This is a genomic window from Mesoplasma lactucae ATCC 49193 (assembly GCF_002441935.1).
Lineage (GTDB): Bacteria > Bacillota_I > Bacilli_A > Mycoplasmatales > Mycoplasmataceae > Edwardiiplasma > Edwardiiplasma lactucae.
Window position 1 is genome coordinate 675,714 of record NZ_CP023668.1, and the last position, 21,911, is coordinate 697,624.

Consider the following 21,911-nt stretch of genomic DNA (forward strand, 5'->3'; position numbering starts at 1 on the left):
AAAGAAAAAAGAACTTTAAAAAAGTTCTTTCCTCAAATTATTATTTAAATAATTATTAATCTGGAACGAAAGCCCCCATTGGATTAATAACATTGTCTCTATCAGGTTCTGGTGAACCATCAGCTTTTAAGTCGAATCTTGCTAAGTCACAACTTGGCATATCTAAACGGTTTAATAAGTCTGAAGCTTCTTCAATTTCATCAAATCCATCTTGTAAGAATCATGAGTAGAAGTTTGAAGTAGTTTCATCTCCTAATTGACGTGCATTTTCTCTAAAGTTATTTGCAGCATTAATTAAGTTTGTACGAATTTGAATTCATGCTTGTAAAGCTTTTTGTGGTGTTACAGCATCAAATTTATTGATAACTGGTTGAGTGAAGCTATAAACTTCAAATCCTGGTTTGTTTTGTAAGAAATCTGTAATTCTTCTTTGGTGGAAGTATTCATCATTTGATTGACGAGTGAATTGCATTGCAAATCCAGGGAATCCTGCATTATTTAATTCTTGTGAAATGATATGGCAATCTAACATTGATTGAACGTGCATATTTAAAAAAGTTTCAACATCTTTTTTAATAGCGTCACGGTTTTTTTCGTAATTTTCCATTATAAGTTTCTCCTTTTAGTTTTTTGATAAGGCTTATGTCTTATTAATGGTTATTATATTCCTTTAAATAGTTTAGATTTCGTGAAATTAACAAAAAACCACCAAATTTTTATTTGGTGGTTTTCATTATTATTTAGTTTCTTCTTCGTTAGTTTGGTTTGATTGATTATTATCTCTTGGTTTCATTTGTGGAAATAATAAGACATCTTTAATTGATGGCGCATCAGTTAATAACATTACTAATCTATCAATTCCGATTCCAATTCCAGCAGTTGGTGGCATTCCGTATTCTAATGCTTCAACGAAATCTAAATCCATTTCGTTTGCTTCATCATTTCCAGCTTTTGCTTCTTCTAATTGAGCTTTGAAACGGTCATATTGATCGATTGGGTTATTTAATTCTGAGAAAGCATTTCCATATTCTCTTCCCATAATGAATAATTCAAAACGATCAGTGAATCTTGGATCTTCAACATTAGATTTTGCTAATGGTGAAATTGCTTTTGGGTGGCCATAAACAAATGTTGGTTCAACAATTGTATCTTCAACATATTCTTCAAAGAATAAGTTAATAATATGTCCAACATCACTAAAGTGAGATTCAACTTTTAATCCTTTATCTAAAGCAATTTTTTTAGCTTCTTCAAAAGTCATTGGTTGTCAGAAATCAATTCCAGTAGCTTCTTTAACAGCATCAACCATGTGAATACGTTTAAATGGTTTTCCTAAATCTAAATCAGTTCCTTGGTAATTGATTTTTGTAGTTCCATTAACAGCTTCAGAAGTTAAACGGAATAATTTTTCAGTCAAATCCATTAAGTAGTTAAAGTCTTGATAAGCAATGTATAACTCCATAGTTGTAAATTCAGGGTTGTGACGAGTGTCCATTCCTTCATTTCTAAAGATTCTTCCGATTTCATAAACTCCATCAAATCCTCCAACAATTAAACGTTTTAAGTGTAATTCTGTAGCAATTCTTAAGTAGAAATCTCTATCCAAAGCATTGTAGTGAGAAATAAAAGGTTTAGCAGCAGCTCCCCCTTGAATTGGTTGTAAGATTGGGGTTTCAACTTCAATATATCCTTGGTCATCTAAATAATGTTGTAAAGTACGAATAACTTTTGTACGGTTTTTAAATAATTTTTTAGATTCTGGATTAGTAATTAAATCTACATATCTTCTTCTATATTTTTCTTCAATATCAACAATCCCAGTGTGTTTATCTGGTAATGGTCTTAAAGCTTTTGATAATAATGTATAGCTAGAAACACGGATTGAAAGTTCACCATGATTTGTTTTCATGATTGTCCCCTCAACTCCAATAATGTCTCCTAAGTCTAAATCTCTAAAAGCTTCAAATTCTTCTTCACCAAGTTCGTCTTGACGAACGTATAGTTGGATTTGTCCATTTTCATCTTGAATATTAACAAAGGCTGCTTTTTTACCAGCTTCACGGAATAAGCGAATTCTTCCAGCAACTTTAACTGGTTCTTGTTTCATTTCCGCTAATTCTTCTTTTGAATATTTGTCATATTCATTTCTAATTTCAGTTAAATTAGTTGTGTTTTCTCATTTAGAAATAGCAAAAGGATCTTTTCCTTGTTCAACTAATTTTTTATATTTGTCTCTACGAACTTGTTCTTGCTCTGTAAATTTTCTATCGTTATTATTTTCCATAATTTATTTCCTCAATCTGTTTTTTAAATTAAATAAAAGCTTAGGTTATTAAGCTTTGTTTCCATTGACATATCATTTATCATTAATATCTGTAAAAAATACTCGTACACTATCTGAATATTCTTTAAAGAATTCTGTTAAGTGTTTAGAAAAGATTTCTTCTTTGTCTAAACGTTGTTTTCATTCTACAGTAATAAAAATCGGGGTTTGCTTGCCTCTTTTTGGAAAGATTTCATCATTTGTAGCAATAAAGATTATTGCTTCTTTGTTAGCGTTAATTAGTGTAGCTATTTCATCAATCTTTAACGCGTACTTCTCAACTACGCTTTTATCTACACCACTAAATTTAATATTTGGCATTAACCGATTTCTCCTTTTATAAAAAATATAATATTTTTATTTTACCTTAAAACCTTTATTTGGTAAATTAGGGATTTTTTAGCTATTATTTATTCTTTAAATTAGTTTGAAAAACCTCTATAAGTTTACTTTTTAGTTCTTATATAAAAGTTATAATTAATTTAATGTTACCAAAAGAAAAGGAGCCAAAATATTATGGACAAAATTAAAGTAGGATTTATCGGAGTTGGACACATGGGTTCAGCTATCGTTGAAGGAATGAGTAAATCAGATTACTTCAAAAACTTAGAAATCTTCGGATTTGATCATTATCCACAAGGAATGGAATCTTTAAATAAAAACGGACAAATCATTACACCAGTTAATGATTTAAACGATTTAATTAAACAAGCAGATGTTATTTTCTTAGCAATTAAACCTCAAGGTTTAGCTGACTTCGCAAAAGAAATTCAACCATCACAAGCTTTATTAAAAGATAAAACATTTATATCAATGTTAGCTGGAACTGATGTTGCTACATTAAGCCAATATATTAAAGCTAAAAACATCATTAGAATCATGCCAAACGTTAATGCTTCAATTGGGAAATCAACAATTGCTGTTAACTATTTAAATGATTCAACTAATTATGATGACTTATTAAGTTCATTTGGAACTATCTTTAAAATTCCAGAAAGCCAATTTGATGTTTTCACAGGAGTTTCAGGATCAGGTCCTGCAATCGTTTTCTTAATGATTGATTCATTAGCAAACGCAGCAGTTTACCAAGGAATGAACAAAAAAACAGCTACAGATTTAGTTGCTGCTATGGTTGAAGCTAGCGGAGAATATACAATTGAAAAATTAAAAGGTACAGACTTAAATGCTCGTAACTTAGTTGATATTGTTTCTTCACCTGGTGGAACTACAGTTAAAGCTATCATGAGCTTAGAAAGAAATAAATTCGAAGCATCAATGAACGAAGCCATTGATGTTATGATGCCTAAGAAAAATTAATGAAGCCAAAAAACAATAAAAATAAAAGACATAAGCATGTCCCAACAACTCTATTAACAGTTGTTAGAAGAGGCTTTCAATTTGTTTATGCAATCTTTTGAAACTTCTTTAAACCATGACATGTTCCTTTTAAAAAAAGTAAATGAAATGAAGTTCAAATGAAAAAAATGAATAACATTATGAGTCGTTTTTATAAACGTAAACAATTAATGATTAACGATTTTGAAAATGTCGACTTCTTTGATTTTGAATCTACAGATGGAACTAAATTAAGCGGAATTACTTATAGCCCGAATAAAGATAGTGATAAATGAGTAATTTCATTTCATTGATTCGCTGGAGACAAATTTTTCGGGCTATACCATGCACGTTTCTTAACTGAAATGGGCTACAACGTAATGTCATTTGATTTCCGTGGTCATGGTCAATCTGAAAACGATACTTCAACTATGGGAGTTAAAGAATCACGTGATGCTATAGCTGCAATTGAATGATTAACAAAACATAAATCACCAGAACAAATCGTTGTTCTTGGAACAAGTATGGGAGCTTATGTGACAAACTTCTTGTCATTCTACTACCCTTCTCTACCGGAAGATTACAAAGTAAAATTTGGTATTTATGATTGTGGTTTTGGATCAGTTGAAACCCTTTATATGCATTTTAGAAACTTATATTTAAGATTTATTCCTAAACGTTTAACTAAACAAGCAGTAAATCATTTATTAGATAAAAGTAATAAAGTTGATAAAAAAGATGGAATTGATATTCATGGTGGAAACGTTTTCAAATTAATTGAACAAGGTGATAAACCAGGTTATCCAATCTTCTTTAATCATGCTAAAAACGATATGGTAACTCCTGCATTTGATACCATGCAATTAGTTGAAGCTAGAAAAGATTTAATTGATGGTGATGAATACAATTTATATAACTATTGTATGCACACTCAAGCTTTAAGAACTCATTTTAAATCTTATGTTAACAACGTTACAAAGTTCGTTGCTAATAAAGATAACAATCAAGAACAATATCAAGAATTAGTTCAAAAATGAGAGCTAGATAAAATTACAAGTAAAAAAGACTTAAACGATGAACGTTTAAGCTAAGAAAAAGGTCGTTAATCTTTAACGGCCTTTTTTGTTTTTGTATAAATATTTTCAGGTAATTTTAAACCTTCTCTTTTATATTGCACTTTCATATTTCCTCTACTAATTCCATAGAATACTCAGAAGAAAGCAACTTGTTCTGCTAATGAACCAACATAAGCTAAAGCCATTTGTTCAGCTGCGTTGCTTAAAGGTTTATGAATTCTTGTTTGGGTATCTGTTGGATCCATGAATTCATATGGTCATCAACCAGTTGATGACATGTCTCCAAAGATTGGCATAGCATCAGTTGCTTTAAGAATAAATCCCAATGATTCAAAAACAACAAAGTAAATAATTAATGGTAATAATGAATAAATCATTTGTTCAAATCTGAACATAGCTGGTTTTTTGTTATAGTCAGTATCTACTTTTCTATAGAAGAACAAAATGTAAATAATTCCTAAAAATGGGACTACAGAATGTTCACATAGTCAGCTTACGTAGTTATATCATTTCATGTAGCTTATAGCACCTGAAAATAATAAAGAAACGTTATACATTAAGATAACCCATCACATAGCATTAACTACAATTATTCCAGTTTTTCAGTTATCAAATTTTCCTAATCCTTCATTACGGTGATGAACTGCTGAATTAATTAAGAATACACTTTGCATGATATTAGCAATCGTTGTAAACATGAATAAGTTTCTACTAATTCAATATCCGATATTTTGAGACTTGCTTCAACCTTCAACTCTAGCTATTAAATCAGGTTGAAAATCATTTACTCTATCAGGAGTAAATACTTCACTTCAATATTTTGCCGGGTCATTAAACAATGGTGCCCCTCCACCAAAGAAAAAGACAACAATTGCTACAAGTGGAATGATACCAACAATTAATTTAAATCAGAATTTTCAATCTTTATAAACAGGTTTGTTATCCATGACATCCAGCTTTCTTTTTTCTTAATTATAAATTAGTTTCATTAATTACTATTATTAAATCACGGTTTTTATGATTATTAACAACTTATTAGTTGTAAGTACTTTATAATACAAATAAAATAAACAAGAATACTTATGAAAGGATTTATTTAAAAGTGAAAGAAAACTCGAAAAAGTTTGACCCCAATAAGCCTAAGTTTAAAAATGTTTTCTTCCCTATGCGAAGTGAACAATTTTCTTGAATAGGTTTACCTTTAATAATCATTTGTGGATTAAGTCTAGGAGCTTTTATTGCTACTTCTTGATGATCAGTTGATTTAAAAAGTGCTGAAGTATTTTCAAAAGCAATGAAATATGAAGTCTTTAAATATTGAAGCCAATATTATAGTGTTTTAGGAAACACAGAATTAGTTGTTGTAATGTTCTTATTAATAATGATTTTAGTAGAAACATTCTTTAAATATAAATCTGAAAAACACCCTAATTCAAAATGAAGAAGGCAAAAAGAAGGTTGATTATGAACAATCTATGGAATATTTATTGCAATCTGATTATTCTATAACATTTGAGAATGTGTTGGTTTTAATACTTTAGATAAAGGTTTTGGTCCTGGTTTCGATAATGAAATCATGGATTCAACAAAATATAAACAATATGGAAAAATAGTTGCTATAGTAATTCAAACAGCTATTTTAGGATTTGGAATTTGATGAGTTCATTGCAAAATGACCAGAAAGCAAGATTTCTGATTCCAAGAATATTGAGTTGATGCAATCAAAGCCCTATTCTTCTTCGCTTTAACTTACTTAATAATTGCCGTTTTAAAATGAATGTTTGGTCGTGTTTACTACTACAACGTTGATTTTGGAAATCTGTATCAAGAATTAGGACAAAGAACTGGGGAATATAGACCTGGTCATTTATATTCAGACGCATATAATTGATATGCAAACCAAGACGCCAGAAAATGAGGTTTCTATGATCCAACTTCAAATCATTGAGATGCTAATGGTACTGGAGAATATCCTTGATGAAAATTAAATGGTTTCTTCGTTAGACCAGAAGATTCCCCTCAGTTTGCTTTACCAGTTAACTATGCTTTCCCTTCTGGACATGTTAATGCTACTTATTGTGTTCTTGCAGTTTTCTTCTTATTACTAGGAAGAAAAAGACATAGAACTTTTGGTAAATTAATGAAAACATTTACAATAATTTGTTTATTACATTTATTATCAATGAACTTTGCTGTTGTTGTTATGAGATGACACTGATTCTCAGATACATCATTTACAAACATTTTAGCAATCTTCTCTTACTTCTTTGTAGCATGATGTGTAGATAGATTAAAATGATTAGTTATGAAAAAACATAACTTAAAAGATATTGCCATCTATGGAGACAAAGAACTTAATAGATAAAAAATATGACTATATGTGTAGTCATATTTTTTAATTTTCTTCTTGAGGTTTTACATCAATTTTTTCAATTAGTTTATTAGAACTTATAGCCCCAATTGCTAAGATAGTCATCATTGCTACAAAGACAATACCTAAAGCCCATCAACTGAATGGGTTTGTTACAACCATGTTTGATTCCATTAATAGAATTGAAGTTGCTCCTCATCAAATTAGATAACTTATACCTAAACTAATAAAGACTGTAATAGCTTCACTTGTGAAGTATTTACCAATCAATCCCATATTAATTTTACGGTTAGTGTAACCCATAGCTTTAAAGGTTGAGATTAAGTTACGTCTTTCATTAATGTTTACTAATACGAATACTAGATAAAGAATTAAGACAACTATAATAGTCATACCAATTAACATATCAATTAAGATATAAAATTCTTTAACTTTAGATTTTGCTAACCCTTCATTAAAACTAATATTGTTGAAGTTAGGAGTATTAACATTTGCTAAGTTAACAAATGGTGATACTTGTCTAAAGTCAGTCATAAAGTCATTTACCTTAACAACTTCATCTTTATAAGTTGGATAAAAGAAGTTGTAGTAAGGAGTTGATACTTTAGCGCTTAAGAAGTCTTTAGCATCTTTTAATGTTATGAAATCTCTTTTAGTAAAGATCTCATTGTAATAAGTAACATCTGGTCTTTTATTATGAATGTAATTAGTTGTAAACACTTGGTGGTCTGCATAGATATTATTTGTATAGTTATCATTATTATTAATTCCAACTATTTTTAATTTTAAATAAGTATCATAGTCAGCTTCTGGTAAGGAAATTTTTAAAGTTGAACCAACTTTTAAATTATTTAACACTGCCATGTGTCTACTAATAATTACTGGTAAAGCATTATATTCGCTGGCGAAATTGTTCATTAATTCCATGTTTTTACTTTTCTTTCCAGAGAAGTTAAACATGTCATAACTGTAATCTTCTAGTAAATATATTTTTCAATCATTACTTGCTCTATACCCTCTTTTAGCAGGATTTACTTTTAAGTTTAAAACTGGGAAATCCACATCGTTTTGAACAAAAGCATTGTTTAAAGTAATTCAAGGATCTTTGTTTTCTTTTTGTGCCATTTCATTTAAGACATCAAAGTAAGGAATAACTTTTTCTTCACCAAAGCTTACAAGTTTATCTAAACCAGGAATTTGGTTTAATTCTGCATTTGAATTGTGATAGTCATAATCTAATTGGTGAATAAAGTCTTCTAATAAACTTAATCTTACTGAAACATTATTAATGTTTGAATTTAAGATTCTCATTAAGATTACTTCTTTAGATCTTCCATTGCTTGCATTGTTATAGCTTTCTAGTAATGAAGTCATAGTCATACTTGGTGTCATATTAGAATATCTTTCATCATTTGAACCTAAAATAATATTTTCTAATTCTTCATTACTATCATAATTAATATAGTTCATGTTATATCTTTCACGATCAGTGAAAGTATATTTATCATCATCTAATTGGGATCATTTAAATTGATAACCATCACTAATTGATGAGTTAACATTTTTACCATAAACGTTTCCTCAACTATTAATAATATTGTTAGTAAACGTTCTAGCATTGATTTCTAAGATAATAACTAAGTTTGCTAAGATTAATAAAATACTTACTAAAATAGTTTTTAAACTATCACGAATAACAACTTTATTACTTGAGATTTTATAAGACATGTTAGCTGATAAAATATTAAATCTATGAACTTTAGCACTTTTTACAGAATCAAAGTTTGTTAATTCTAATGGTTTTTTCTTCAAGTATCTATTTAAAGAAATAAACGATACCCCAGATAAAATTCCTGGAATAATTACAACAATGGTTACTACGAATCATCAAGATAATAAGTATTTATTAATTGTTACTAAACAGTTAACAATCATAATATTATTTACTAATCCTTGGATTGGTAAACTAGCTAAGAATCCTAAACCAAAACCAATAAACATCATTAACAATACTCTTGTTCAGAATGGGAAAATTAATTCTTCAGAAGAATAACCATTAGCTTTTAAAACTCCAATTGGAGAAGCTACTTGATCTAATTCTTTCTTTAAACAATAGTTAATAAAGATTGTTGCTAAGGTTAACATAATTAAACCAATCATGATAAAAATTGCAGCTTCAATAACATAAACATCGATTGTTTTAACGAAGTTTAAATCAGAGTATTTATCTACAACAAGTTGTTTTGAACTGAACATAACATCTTGTTCAACGACTGCATTTAAAAGCTTATTAAAGTTTTTATTACCATCTGTTTTAATTCTAGTTGTTGTAAAGATATCACCTTTGATAGTGTTAACTTTAGTTGGTGAAACAGCATAGTTATTATGTTTATAGAAGTAATTTATATATTTATCCATTTCACTTTTAGTTAAATAAACATATAAAGTATTACTAATTTTTTCATAATCATTATTTAATTGATTATCTAAAAAGACGTTATTGATTTTAGTTCCAAATCCAATAACTTCGTATTGTTTAACAAAAGAATTAGTTCCATCAGGGTTGATAAAATCATTTAAAGTAATTTTATCTCCAAGTTTTATATTATTAATTTCAGCATACTTAGGATTGATGATAACTTGGTTATCTTTCATTTCATCTAAAGTATTAATGCTTCTTTTTAAGGTAACTACATTATTAGTTTTATGTAGGTTTATAGGTTCGATATTAAAGAAAGTTTCTGGTTTATTAACGTTTGCTCAAGTATAGTTAATAATAAAATTGTAGTCAATTTTAATTTCAGGAAGATTTACATTTTTTGGTAAATCACTAAAAATTTGTTGAACAAATTGATCATAGTTATTTAATCCTCATTGATTTCATTTTGGATTAATTAAATCACTAAGTTCTACAATTGATTGATAATTGGCATTCTTCGAATCCCTATCTGGTCAGGGAAGATTGACTTGTCTATTATATAAATTATCAAAACTCAAGATTGTGTCTCGGATGAAATCTCCAATGAAGTCTGGTTTAGCTTCATTTCATTTATTTTGTTTGTTACCTTGTGTTAAATATAATTTATTAAAATATTCGTCCAATGTTAAACCATATACTTTTACATCATGATTTAATAAATTTTCACCAATACTATTTTGGTATTCTCCATTGTCATCTTTTTCTTCAAAATATTTGTATAAATATTTTCCTTGATAGTCATCTAGATAAGGTCTTGTATTAAAATCTCATTTAGTTTGAGCATGATTTATCTTTGAAGTTTCGTTAACAATTTGGATTGGAGTAGCAACAATTCCTGTTGTGATTCCAGCAAATAGAAAGATGAAAATTGTAAAGGCGAACGCTTGAAGTCAACGGTATCAACTTATGTTGTAGAACGCTTTAAATAATTGCGCCATTCTACTCGTTCTCTTTCTTTATATTCTCATAATGAAATTATATATTATTGTTTCAAAAAAACACTATTTTAAAAAGCAACAAAAAAGAGCATTTTTACATGCTCTTTTATTATTAATATAAATTATGATCAATCAATTGTTGCTGGGTCAGCTGGGTGTTCATTGTGTTCCAAACTGTCAATCAATCCGTTCTTAATGTGGATAATTGTGTTCCCAATTTTAGCAATGTTAGGGTTGTGAGTAACAACAATAACAGTTGTTTTGTATTTTTGGTTTACTTGTACTAAAATTTCTAGAACTTTACGTCCCATTTCTTCATCTAATGCTCCAGTAGGTTCATCAGCAAATAGAATGTCTGGGTTTTTAGCTAACGCACGCGCGATAGACACACGTTGTTGTTGTCCCCCTGACATTTGGTGAGGGTATTTGTTCATTTGTTCTTTCATACCAATTGTTTCAAAAATATCTTCAATAGTCATATCTGGATGTTTTTGAGTTGATAAATTTTCCCCAACTTCAGCATTTTCTTTAGCTGTTAAGTTAGTTAACAAGTTGTATTGTTGGAAAATAAATCCGACGTGTTTACGTCTAAATTTAGTTAAGTGTGAATCTTTTAAAAGAGTTAAGTTGTACCCTAAAACGAATACATCTCCTTTAGAAGCTTTATCTAATCCTGAAATTGTATTTAAGAAAGTAGTTTTCCCAGAACCAGATGGCCCTAAGATAACAATAAAGTCTGATTTGTTTAATTTAATGTCAATACCTTTTAAAACTTGAGTTTCAACATCTCCTGTTAAATAAGATTTTGTTACATCATGTAATTCAATTACGTGTTTTTCTAAATCAGGTTCGTAATCAGTTGTAGTAACAACTGCTCCATCTAAAATACGTTTTGAGTATTTAGAAGTTAATTTCTTTTGACGTTTTTCTAATTGTTTTAAAGCTTTAACACCAGTATCTTGAATTGGTGGTAAATCAACTTTAACAAAATCTGTATTTGCAGCTACACGTGTAAAGTCTTCAACTTCTTTACGTTCAGCTCTTGATTCTTTACGTAATTCTTGTTTTTGTTTTTTATCAAGTTCTTTAGTTTCGACATCAATTTCTTGGTCTATTTCTTCAGTCTTTTTACGAGCTTCTTTTTCTTTAGCTTCTTTAGCTTTACGTTCAGCTTCGTCTTTTTCGTGTTTTTGTTTGAAATCTAAATCAGTGTCTAGTTCATCTTTATCGTGTTTGTCCATTTTAGGAGTCCCACCTTTCATTTCGCTATCCATTTTTGAAGATTCTTTTTTAGAGTCTTCTTTGTTAGATTCATTTCTAATTTCAGTTTCTTTTTTGGTTTCAACAACAGGTGAAACTGTTTTTATCTCAGGTTTTTCAACAACTGCTTCAGTTACAACTTCAACAGTTTTATCATTTGTTGTTGGTTTGGTTTTAGTACTTCTTTTGTCTTCTTTATCTAAATCGTTTAAGTTATTTTCTAATGTACCAATTTGTTTGATATCAGTACTCATAGCTTTTTCGATTTGTTCAACAAGACTTTGTTTTGTTTTTAGAAGAGATTCTTCAGTTTCCTGACGGTTTCACTCTTCTGTAAATTGATCGATATTATCTAATTTATCATTAACGTCTTTTAACATGCGTTTAAGACGGTTAACGTAATTTTGACCCATCGAGTCCTCCCACATAAATAAAAAATTCTAAAACAATGTCTTTATTATTTTAGCATATTAAATTTAGTTTACTAACATATGAGTGTATTAATAAAAGTTCTATTTTGAGAAATAAAAAAGTAGATTTACTCTACTTTTCTGTCTTTTCTGAAATGATTTCTTTTGGGTCAATGTCGTAACTTGTTTTACAAAAATCACAAGTAACTTCAATTGGTTTCCCAGCCTCAACAATTTCTTCAACTGTTTGTTTATCTAATAAACGAACTGCATTAATTGTTTTTTCTCTTGAACAAGTACATTCAAATTTTAATTCTTTTGTTTCTAACACAATTGCATCTTCAGCAATATCTTCTGCTAAGGCAGTATAGTTAGTTGTTTTAAATAAGATTTCTGAAATAAATCTTGTACTTCCAATAGTTGTTGCAAGATAATCTAAATCTTCTTGAGTGTGTTCTGGGAATAATTGAATTAAGATTCCGACTGCTTTTTTAACACCTAAGTTATCATCTAAAACTACATTAGTAGCGATAAATGAAGTAATTTGATTTGATGTTTTTAAATATGACATATAATCTAAATCAATTGATCCATCTACTAAACTAACACGTGAAACATAAGGTTCACCTTTTAATGTTGATTGAGAAACAGTTAATACTCCATCAATTCCAACAACTTGTCCTAATAATTTGTTCATGTCTTTTTCTTGAGTAATTTCGTTTACATCAAATTGTGGATTAGAAATAAAACTACGAACTCTGTCTCCCTGGAATTCAGAAATAATAGTTTTTGCTAGCCCATCGTTTGTTGTAAAGTTTGAAGTTGTCATTTCGTGGTTTTTTAATTCTAATCCGATTAAGGCATTGGCAATTGTAATTTTTCCTAAAGCAATTGTTGCTAAAGGATTAGTTTTTTGCAATTTAGTAATTTTATCAATAGATTCAGTTAAATCTACGATAGAAATTTTCATATTATGTTTTGAGCTTATTGCTCTTAAAGAAACGTCCATATATTCTCTCCTATTAAAATAACGAAACAATTATGTTTCGTTATTTTATTCTATTATTTGTCTTTTTTATCATCAGAAGATTCATCTTTTGATTTATCTTCTTTTGGTGTTTTAGGTTTTTTAGTTTCAGCTTTTTTAGTAGAATCTTCAACTTTATCAGTTTTCTTTTCTGCCTTTTCTTTTGCTTCTTCTTTTTCGCCTTCAGCGATTAATTCATCATTACGTTTTTTAGCAACAGTTTCTTCTTTAGCGATGTCATCAATATCAATATCTAAGATATCTCCATTTTCTTTACGTTTTTCATCATTATCGAATTTTGCTTTTGCTTCTTTAACATCATCTGGTAAAGCTAAATTTTTATCAATGAATTCAATTTGTTCAGCTGTAATAGTTTCCATAACTCTTAATGATTCAGCTAATAATTCTAATTCAGTCATGTTTTCATTAATGATTTTAATTGCTAATGCATAAGCATCATTTAAGATTTTGCTTACTTCTTCATCAATTTCAGCAGCAGTTTTATCAGAATATGCTCCAGTTGTACGGCCATAACTTTGATCTTCGTTTGTTAACAATTTAGTCATACCAACTTTATCACTCATACCAAAACGAGTAACCATTTGGCGAGCAATATGAGTTGCTTTTTCTAAGTCGTCATCAGCGCCAGTAGTTACATTATCAGCTCCAAAGATGATTGCTTCAGCAGCTCTACCACCCATAAATCCTGCGATTGACGCGTATAAATCTTGTTTAGTTTGGAATACACTTTCATCACTTGGTGTAGTAATTGTATATCCTCCAGCGTTTCCACGAGGGATAATTGTAACTTTTTGGACTTTACTTGCAGATTCTAATTTTAATCCGATTAAAGCATGCCCTGATTCGTGGTATGAAACAATGTCTTTATCTTTTGTTGTCATAACACGAGATTTTTTAGCAGGTCCAGCAACTACTCTATCGATTGCTTCATCGATCTCAGTAATTGTAATATCTTTTTTATTTTCACGAACAGATAAAATTGCAGCTTCGTTTAATACGTTTTCAAGTTGAGCTCCTGAGAATCCAGGAGTACGTTGAGAAATTCTGTATCAATCAATTGAAGGATCAACATGTTTGTTACGTGCATGTAATTTAAGAATTGCTTCACGTTCTTTAATATCAGGTAATGAAACTTGAATTGTACGGTCAAAACGTCCAGGACGTAATAACGCAGGGTCAAGAACATCAACACGGTTTGTTGCGGCCATGATAATAACTCCTGAGTTAGTATCAAATCCGTCCATTTCAACTAAAAGTTGGTTTAATGTTTGGTCATTTGTTCCAGCAACACTTGAAGTTCTTTTACGAGCTAAGGCATCAATTTCATCGATGAAAATAATACATGGTGCATTCATTTTTGCATCATTAAACATTTCACGAATTCTTGAAGCCCCTAATCCAACGAACATTTCATCAAATTCAGATCCTGAAGTTGCATAAAAGTTAACTCCAGCTTCTCCAGCAACAGCTTTAGCTAATAAAGTTTTCCCAGTTCCAGGTGGCCCTTCTAAAAGAACACCTTTCGGAATTCTAGCTCCAGCTTCTTGGTATTTTTGAGGGTGTTTCATATAGTCTACTAATTCAACAACTTCAGTTTTTTCTTCATTAATACCAGCAACGTCACTAAATTTAACAGTTGATTTAGTTAATTTAGCTTTATTTTTGCTCATACCGAAGATACCATTAGCACCTCCAGCTCCTCCAGCTCCCATTGATTTAAATAAGAATCAGAATAAGAATACATAAATCAAGATCATTACAACTAATGGAACAACAGTTCCAACAATTGCAGCAGTTTGGTCTGTTGCTAATTCTGTAATACCTTCAAATCCTTTTAAATGACGAACTTGTTCAACAATTGCAAAGTCATTAGGATACATATCTTTATTACTTAAAACTTGAACAGGAATTGAGTTAACTATAAATGAATGCAAGTTTCCATTTGTATCTCGATAAGTCCCTTTAATTACAAATTTAGAAATATCGGTTTCGAAGTGTGCACTATTAATATCGTTTGAATTTAGTTTTGATTGTAATTCATCAACACTTAATACATCAGCGCTACCTTTTAAGAAGATTGAGGCAACAATAATAGCAATAATAATGATAATTACTAAAATAAGTCAGATTCAAACTCCGCCTTTTTTGTTTTTCTTCTTTTGGTTATTGTTTTGATTTCCCATAAATTACCTCTCTTCTTTGTTTGATTAATTTATTTATATTAAATAATACGTGAAAAAATTATAAAAAATAACATAGTAATATTACCATAGTTATATATCAATTTTACTGTTTTAAAAACTCTTATAGTTAACTATTTTATCATTGTTTAGGCTAATAACAGCTGGTTTTTCATAACGTAGTTTATAAGTAACTTTTTTATCAATGAAATATCGATTAGTTTTTTTCTTATCACAATAGCTTTTTAGCTTATAAGAATCATAATCATTACTAATTAAATAAGGGAATTTGAAGCCATCTTCATCCATTACTCTTTGTAAATAAATGGTTTCTTGTAAGAAATTTAATTTACTAAAGTCTTCACGATTGTTAATTTCAATTGAATAAGTTTTAAATCATTCTTCTTTTACAAAATAAATTCGGTCATAATCTTTAACTAAAAAATAATCTTTGCACTTAATTTTTAAGAATGTTTTCTTAGTATCTAAAAGTTCGGTAGCTATTTCTTTTAAAAAGTTACCATTGTAATCAAGAAGTTTTTCATCTAGTTTTAAATAATTAGCGTAATAAATAATGATAAACATTACTTGTTTTAAATCTTGTTTGTGAAAATTTTCAGTAAGGATTAAATCCTTTGCAGTTAGATTATTGTTTACATAAAACTTTGCAAAAGTTTTTAATTTTTCGTTTTCTAGATTTGCTTCTTTGATTTCCTTTTCATATTTAGGAAAATCAGCTTCAGAGATTTGAGATCTAATTTTATTTCTCTTGTATCTAATATCTGAATTTGTTTGGTCAATAACAAACGGGATATTAAGTTCTTTATCTTTTTCAAGAATTGTGCTTTTCAACATATTCAATAAGGGACGAACGACTATTAATCCTTTATAGTCAGATACAAACTTAAGTCCATAGTAAGAAACTATAGACCCTCTTTCTTCTTGTAGCAAGAAAGTTTCTATAGAATCATTCTTATTATGGGCTATGAATAGATACTTAGCATTATTTTTTCTTGCTACGTCTGCAAAAAAATTGTATCTTATATTTCTTGCGTATTTTTCAAAATTTTCATTTAGTTTTTTATAGATAGAACTATCTATATTTTTAACCTGTAGTTCTATATTATTCTTGCTACAGTACTCTTTGACTAATTCTTCATCTTTAATTGAATTTTCCCTATAGTTATAGTTTACGTGACAAGCAATAATGTTTTTATAGCCTTGTTCTTTTAAACTATTTAAAAGATACATACTATCAGGCCCACCTGAAACACCAACTAAAATTCTCTCGTTTGATTTAATCATCATTGTTTATCACCTAATCTCTAAATAGATCTAATACTTGTTGAGTATAAGTTTCATCAACATTATGAGCGATGATTGCTGGAAGTATAGTCATTCCTTTATTTCCTTGCTTCTCACCTTCAATTAATACAGTTTTGGCATCATAACCAGGTTTAGAATAAATGAATTGCATCTTTTTAGGAGTAATTTTGTATTTATTAAATAGTTCAATAATTTCTCCAATTCTTTCTGCTCTATGAACCATAGCAAAAGTTCCACCATTATTTAAGCAAAGACCTGCAGACTTAACAATTCCATCTAAATTAATTAAGGTTTCATGACGGGCATTAACAACTTCTTGGCTAATTTCACGAGTTTTTGTTTTTTCACCGACTTCGAAGAAAGGTGGATTACAAATAACTACATCAAATTGATGTACGTTTTCTTTTGCAAAATCTGCAATATCATTTTGAACAATTTTTATTTGTGATTGAAGTTCATTTAAATCAACGTTTTCTTTAGCTAGTTCAACAGCTTTAGGTTGAATTTCTACCCCAGTAATATTAGCATTTGTATATTTACTTATTATTAAAGGAATTACAGCATTATTTGTTCCAAAATCTACAATTCTTTTTTTCTTTGCATTAAGACTTACAAAGCGAGCTAATAAAATACTGTCTAATGTGAAGTTAAACATTTCTGTATCTTGATAGATATGTCTATCCTTGTAACCTAGTAAGTTATTAAGTTCTTTCATTAAATCACCTCTGCTATTTTAATCACGAAGCGGTCTATAGCTAGATTTGGATTATTTGAAAACTTCAAATCGTTATAAAATTCTAATAAATTTTCATATATTTCTATAGCACAATTTTTTAAGAAAGAGTTCATGCTATTTTTAACTATATCTTGTAGTTCGTTTTTATCTAGGTTTTTCATTTTATTATTCATTAATAGAATACTATCTTTATTTTTGGTTTTTATAATTTTAACAATAAAAGTTTCTTCACTCATGTTTTCTTTTTCATTAGATAATGATAATAGTTTTGCTCTAGATTTTATAGTTGGTAAAATAGAGTTTCTGTCATTTGTTTCTATAAAGAAATACGTATCTTTAGTTGGTTCTTCCAAGAACTTAAGTAAAGAGTTTGCTGCATCTACTTTTAAGTCTTCGCCATTTCTAATGATTGTTATCTTAGGTTTTCCTTGTTCCATAGCTGAATAACTAAGTTCATCAATAGTATTCTTGATTAATTCTTTTTTAATAAGATCATTATGATTACCGATTATTCTAAAATCTAAGATTCCTTGATTATCGAATTTTTCACATCATTCACAACCATCATCAGTTAATGAAAGATTTTCACAATATAACATTCTCGCTACATCAGTTGTTAAATCTTCTAGAGCATTATTATCTTCAGCATCAAATAAAATACTTTCAAACATTTTATTTTGTATATAGGCAGATTTTATATATTCTAAGATTTTATTTTTTTTCATTTTTTAATTTTTCATCCACAATTCTTATAGCTTGTTTTAATACATTATCTTTATCTTTATTTGCATCAACTACTTCGAATCTTTCTGGGTGTTTTTTAATTAAATCTTTATAGCCAGAAATTACTTTCTTTTTATAGTCATTATTTTCTTCATCTAAACGATTCTTGCTTTCATCTCGTGTGTTCATTCGAGCATTAGCAACATCGATATCAACATTGAAGTATAAAGTTAAATTAGGAACTCATTCACCAAGTACAATGTGTTGTACTTCATCGATATCGTTAACTTTTAACCCTCTTCCAGCTCCTTGATATGCACTAGTTGAATCCATGTATCTATCACATATGACAATGTATCCATCTTTTAATGCAGGAATAATAACATCAACTAAATGTTGTTTTCTAGAAGCAATGAATAACAAAGCTTCAGTTCAGGGATCCATTTTTTCATCACGTTTCTTTAATAAAACGTTTCTAATTTCTTCAGATATTTTAGTTCCTCCAGGTTCCCTAGTGACTAAAACTTTATATCCTTCATCTTCTAAGTGTTTTTTTAATGGTTCTACGACTGTGGTTTTACCTGAACCATCTGGTCCTTCTAAAGTTATAAACATACTATTGCCTCCTAATCGTCTTTTTTTCTATTTTTTAATGCATCTGAAAGAGTTTTTTCATCGACGTAATCCAAAACTCCTCCCACCGGTATTCCTCTAGCAAGTCTTGTGTATTTAATGCCTCTTTGTCTTGCTATGTCTCTTATATAATTAGCAGTTAATTCTCCATTGAAAGTGGAATTTAGAGCTAATATTAATTCTGTATTTTTATTAGTTCTATTAAAAAGCTTATCTATAGTAAGTTTGTCAGGTGTTATATTCTTTGAAAGATTAATCTCCCCATTTAATACAGCATATGCCCCGTTATAATCATGAATTTCTTCTATAGTCATAGCATCTGACATAGTAGAAACTACAGCTATAAGATTTTTATCTCTATCAGGGTCTGAGCAAATAGGACAAACATTATCTATAGTCATATAAAAACAAGTAGGACATTGACCTAAATCATTTTTAATGATGTCTAATGCTTCTTGCGCATTTTCAATTTTGTTATTTTTGTTAACCAAATCTATAGCCATACGCTTAGCGGATTTTTTAGTTACTCCATCAAGAAATCTTAATTTTTCAACAACTTCATCAAATTTATTTTCCATAGTTATTCTCCAAAGTTAATATCATCTAAATCAAATAACTTAGATGCGTTCTTTAACAATTCTTTATCTTCTTCTGAATTTTTACCATTGATAACATTTTTGTTATTTAAATAAAAGTTTTTGACGTCTTCTCTGGAATAAATTGGCAATAAATTTTGTTTTTTAAGTTCTGAGAATGTTATCTTAGATTCTTTTCAATAATTAGCACTAATCGCATACACAACATATTCTTGTCCTAATAAATTATTTAATTCTTTTCTGAAACTGTCATTAAGTAATTCATGATTAATTAAATCAGCTTGTGAGTTTGTATCAGTAATTATTATTATTTCATTATTGTTTGCAGCTGTTACTTTTGTATTGAAGAATGATGCTAAAGAATTTGCTTTATCTTTATTTATAAATTCATCAGAATCATCGACTTCAAAGATTGAATCAATTTTATCGGTTAATTCGTGGCGTAATTCTGGGCGTTTGTCTTCAATTACACCCATTAAAACATTAATAAGATCACTTATTAAATATTTAATATGTGTTTTGTTAGCAACCTTTTTCGCCTTTTCGGATTGCGTTTCAATTAATTCATTTTTGTTGTTTGCAATTTTATTAGCATCGATAACAGCCTTTGTTTCAGCAGTAAAGCTTAAACTGTCAAAGGTTAGACTTTCGTCTTCAGGACTTTCTGAAGCAATTGTTTTTTCAGTATTTTTTTCTATTTCTTCAAAAGAATCATCTTGATTCAATTCAATTGGTTCTTCTTCTATAGCCATAGCAGGTTCTTGAACTGCTTTTGTAGCTATAATCAGTTCATTATCTATAGCTGGAATTTGTTCAAATTTAACTACAGGTTTTTCTATTTCATTTACATTTGGTTTAGTATCTATAGATATCTTTTTGTCTTTGTTATCTATAGACTTTAAAATACTTAATAATATGTAATCGAATGAAGCGGTATTATTCTTTGTTTTAATATATGCATCTGTTAAATTGTCAGCTATAGTAAATAATTTTTCTATAGGAACATTTTTAAACTCTTGTGCATCATCTTCGTTAATATCTTCAAGTAATTTGCTATCACCAGTTAACTTAAATTCAATAAGCTCTTTAATAATCTTAATTAAAGCTAATGTAAGCACATCGAAATTCATTCCTTGTTGTTTATTCTTTTCAAAATAATCAATAATTGTTGTATATTCTCCGTTAATAACATTTTTGATGATATTTACCTTTTCATCTTTTGTAGCTACGTAAAATATTTCTTTAACCTTATTTATATCAATATTCTTAGTGTCATTAGAGATAATCATTAATTGTTCTAAAACATTTAATGCATCTCTTAAAGATCCTTCTGATAAAGAATATATTTCATTAGCAGCTTCTTCAGTTATTGTATAACCCTCTTCTTTGGCAATAAAATTAATTCTTTCTTTTAATGCATCATTAGATATCTTTTTAAAACTAAAAGTTTGACATCTTGAAATGATAGTCTGAGGAATTTTATCGTATTCAGTTGTAGCAAGAATAAATACTACATGAGCGGGTGGTTCTTCTAAAGTTTTTAGTAGTGCATTAAAGGCTGCTTTGGAAAGCATATGTACTTCATCGATTATGTAAACTTTATATTTTCCAGCTATAGGTAAAGTTTGAACTGCATTTGTTATGTTACGAATTTCGTCCACTCCGTTGTTTGAAGCAGCATCTATTTCATAGATATCTGGAAATTGATTTTGATTAAATGAAACACAATTATCACATTCATCACAAGGATTACCGTCTTGTAAATTTTGGCAATTAATAGCTTTTGCTAAAATTCTTGCTATAGAAGTTTTACCTGTACCTCTTTGTCCGGCAAATAAATATGCATGACCAAAAGAATTATTTTTTAATTCTGAAGTCAAGATTTCAACTATATTTTTATGTCCTGCAACATCCTTAAAATTAGAAGGACGGTAGGTACGATATAAAGAATTATGTTTCTCCATTGTTAACACCCCGTTATCATTTAATTATAATATATTTTGCTTCTATTCTTTAACCCGACTAGTTAATAACTAATTTAAAAACATGAACCTATTTTATTAAACAATCAATTAAAAACGGTGTAAAATCGAGAATATAGATGCGTACTTACAATAAGATAGTTAGGAGATCTTTAAAATGCAAAAATATGCTAGAAGTAACGACGAGTTCTGTCCAGTAGCTAAAACACTGGAAATGATTGGAACACCATGAAAAGTAATGATAGTTTATCGTCTTTTAAACGGTAAACTACGTTTTAATGAGTTTAAAAAAGAAATCCCTAACATTAGTGAAAAAATGTTAAGTTGTTCTTTAAAAGACTTAGAAAAAGACAAGATAATAATCAGAACTGAATATCACGATGGTCCGATTCGTGTTGAATATGAACTTTCAACAGAAGGTAAACAATTAAAACCTTTGATTGATGAAATGATTAATTTCGGAAACCGTTATACAAATTGCAAAAAAAACTAAGG

18 protein-coding genes are annotated in these 21,911 nt (G+C 28.9%); 4 read left to right on the forward strand and 14 right to left on the reverse strand.

What is annotated here, in order from left to right; translation table 4 throughout:
- Positions 1-55: 55 nt before the first annotated feature.
- From CP520_RS02995 to CP520_RS03005, 3 genes are all read right to left on the reverse strand, one after another.
- Positions 56-607 (reverse strand): ferritin-like domain-containing protein, encoded by a 552-nt coding sequence (locus CP520_RS02995; RefSeq protein WP_096862969.1) that lies wholly within the window; start codon positions 605-607, stop codon positions 56-58.
- A gap of 129 nt (positions 608-736) precedes the next feature.
- Positions 737-2,284, reverse strand: coding sequence for a lysine--tRNA ligase (lysS, locus tag CP520_RS03000; RefSeq protein ID WP_096862970.1), 1,548 nt, complete (start codon positions 2,282-2,284; stop codon positions 737-739).
- A 48-nt stretch (positions 2,285-2,332) separates the two neighbouring features.
- The gene (locus CP520_RS03005; protein ID WP_096862971.1) at positions 2,333-2,644 is read right to left on the reverse strand and encodes a DUF1904 family protein; all 312 of its coding nucleotides are present in this window, start codon (positions 2,642-2,644) and stop codon (positions 2,333-2,335) included.
- 195 nt (positions 2,645-2,839) lie between these two features.
- Between CP520_RS03005 and proC the strand changes: the two genes are divergently transcribed.
- Together proC and CP520_RS03015 are read left to right on the forward strand one after the other, a co-directional pair.
- Positions 2,840-3,640, forward strand: coding sequence for a pyrroline-5-carboxylate reductase (proC, locus tag CP520_RS03010; protein WP_096862972.1), 801 nt, complete (start codon positions 2,840-2,842; stop codon positions 3,638-3,640).
- Positions 3,640-4,749: an alpha/beta hydrolase gene (locus CP520_RS03015; protein ID WP_096862973.1), complete on the forward strand. Its 1,110-nt coding sequence runs from the start codon at positions 3,640-3,642 to the stop codon at positions 4,747-4,749. The genes proC and CP520_RS03015 overlap by 1 nt, the downstream gene beginning before the upstream one ends.
- 11 nt (positions 4,750-4,760) lie before the next feature.
- Here CP520_RS03015 and CP520_RS03020 read toward each other — a convergent pair whose 3' ends face one another.
- Complete coding sequence (locus CP520_RS03020; protein ID WP_096862974.1) at positions 4,761-5,681, reverse strand: hypothetical protein; 921 nt, start codon at positions 5,679-5,681, stop codon at positions 4,761-4,763.
- A gap of 218 nt (positions 5,682-5,899) precedes the next feature.
- On the opposite strand from CP520_RS03020, the gene CP520_RS03025 reads away from it, so the two are divergent.
- A complete protein-coding gene (locus CP520_RS03025) occupies positions 5,900-7,099 on the forward strand; it encodes a phosphatase PAP2 family protein (protein ID WP_157755782.1) in 1,200 nt (399 codons plus the stop codon).
- Between the two features lie 30 nt (positions 7,100-7,129).
- Here CP520_RS03025 and CP520_RS03030 read toward each other — a convergent pair whose 3' ends face one another.
- The 10 genes from CP520_RS03030 to dnaX form a co-directional block, all read right to left on the reverse strand.
- Positions 7,130-10,522, reverse strand: a complete 3,393-nt coding sequence (locus CP520_RS03030; RefSeq protein ID WP_096862976.1) for an ABC transporter permease — start codon at positions 10,520-10,522, stop codon at positions 7,130-7,132.
- Between the two features lie 122 nt (positions 10,523-10,644).
- Positions 10,645-11,496, reverse strand: a complete 852-nt coding sequence (locus CP520_RS03775) for an ABC transporter ATP-binding protein (RefSeq protein WP_169835721.1) — start codon at positions 11,494-11,496, stop codon at positions 10,645-10,647.
- Positions 11,497-12,325: 829 nt separating this feature from the next.
- Positions 12,326-13,201 carry an Hsp33 family molecular chaperone HslO gene (locus CP520_RS03040; RefSeq protein WP_096862977.1) on the reverse strand — a complete coding sequence of 292 codons (876 nt, stop codon included), beginning with the start codon at positions 13,199-13,201 and terminating at the stop codon, positions 12,326-12,328.
- 53 nt (positions 13,202-13,254) lie between these two features.
- The gene (ftsH, locus tag CP520_RS03045) at positions 13,255-15,423 is read right to left on the reverse strand and encodes an ATP-dependent zinc metalloprotease FtsH (protein ID WP_096862978.1); all 2,169 of its coding nucleotides are present in this window, start codon (positions 15,421-15,423) and stop codon (positions 13,255-13,257) included.
- A gap of 111 nt (positions 15,424-15,534) precedes the next feature.
- On the reverse strand, positions 15,535-16,728 hold the full coding sequence (tilS, locus tag CP520_RS03050) for a tRNA lysidine(34) synthetase TilS (protein ID WP_096862979.1): 1,194 nt from the start codon (positions 16,726-16,728) through the stop codon (positions 15,535-15,537).
- 10 nt (positions 16,729-16,738) lie between these two features.
- On the reverse strand, positions 16,739-17,461 hold the full coding sequence (locus CP520_RS03055) for a tRNA1(Val) (adenine(37)-N6)-methyltransferase (RefSeq protein WP_096862980.1): 723 nt from the start codon (positions 17,459-17,461) through the stop codon (positions 16,739-16,741).
- Entirely contained in the window at positions 17,461-18,153 is a 693-nt protein-coding gene (locus tag CP520_RS03060; protein WP_169835708.1) for a hypothetical protein, read from the reverse strand. Before CP520_RS03060 ends, CP520_RS03055 begins: the two co-directional genes overlap by 1 nt.
- Positions 18,154-18,193: 40 nt before the next feature.
- On the reverse strand, positions 18,194-18,820 hold the full coding sequence (tmk, locus tag CP520_RS03065) for a dTMP kinase (protein ID WP_096862982.1): 627 nt from the start codon (positions 18,818-18,820) through the stop codon (positions 18,194-18,196).
- Between the two features lie 11 nt (positions 18,821-18,831).
- Complete coding sequence (recR, locus tag CP520_RS03070) at positions 18,832-19,416, reverse strand: recombination mediator RecR (RefSeq protein ID WP_096862983.1); 585 nt, start codon at positions 19,414-19,416, stop codon at positions 18,832-18,834.
- 2 nt (positions 19,417-19,418) lie between these two features.
- On the reverse strand, positions 19,419-21,398 hold the full coding sequence (gene dnaX, locus CP520_RS03075; RefSeq protein WP_096862984.1) for a DNA polymerase III subunit gamma/tau: 1,980 nt from the start codon (positions 21,396-21,398) through the stop codon (positions 19,419-19,421).
- A gap of 175 nt (positions 21,399-21,573) precedes the next feature.
- Here dnaX and CP520_RS03080 point away from each other — a divergent pair, with 175 nt between their 5' ends.
- Positions 21,574-21,909, forward strand: coding sequence for a winged helix-turn-helix transcriptional regulator (locus CP520_RS03080; protein ID WP_096862985.1), 336 nt, complete (start codon positions 21,574-21,576; stop codon positions 21,907-21,909).
- The last annotated feature ends 2 nt before the right edge of the window (positions 21,910-21,911 follow it).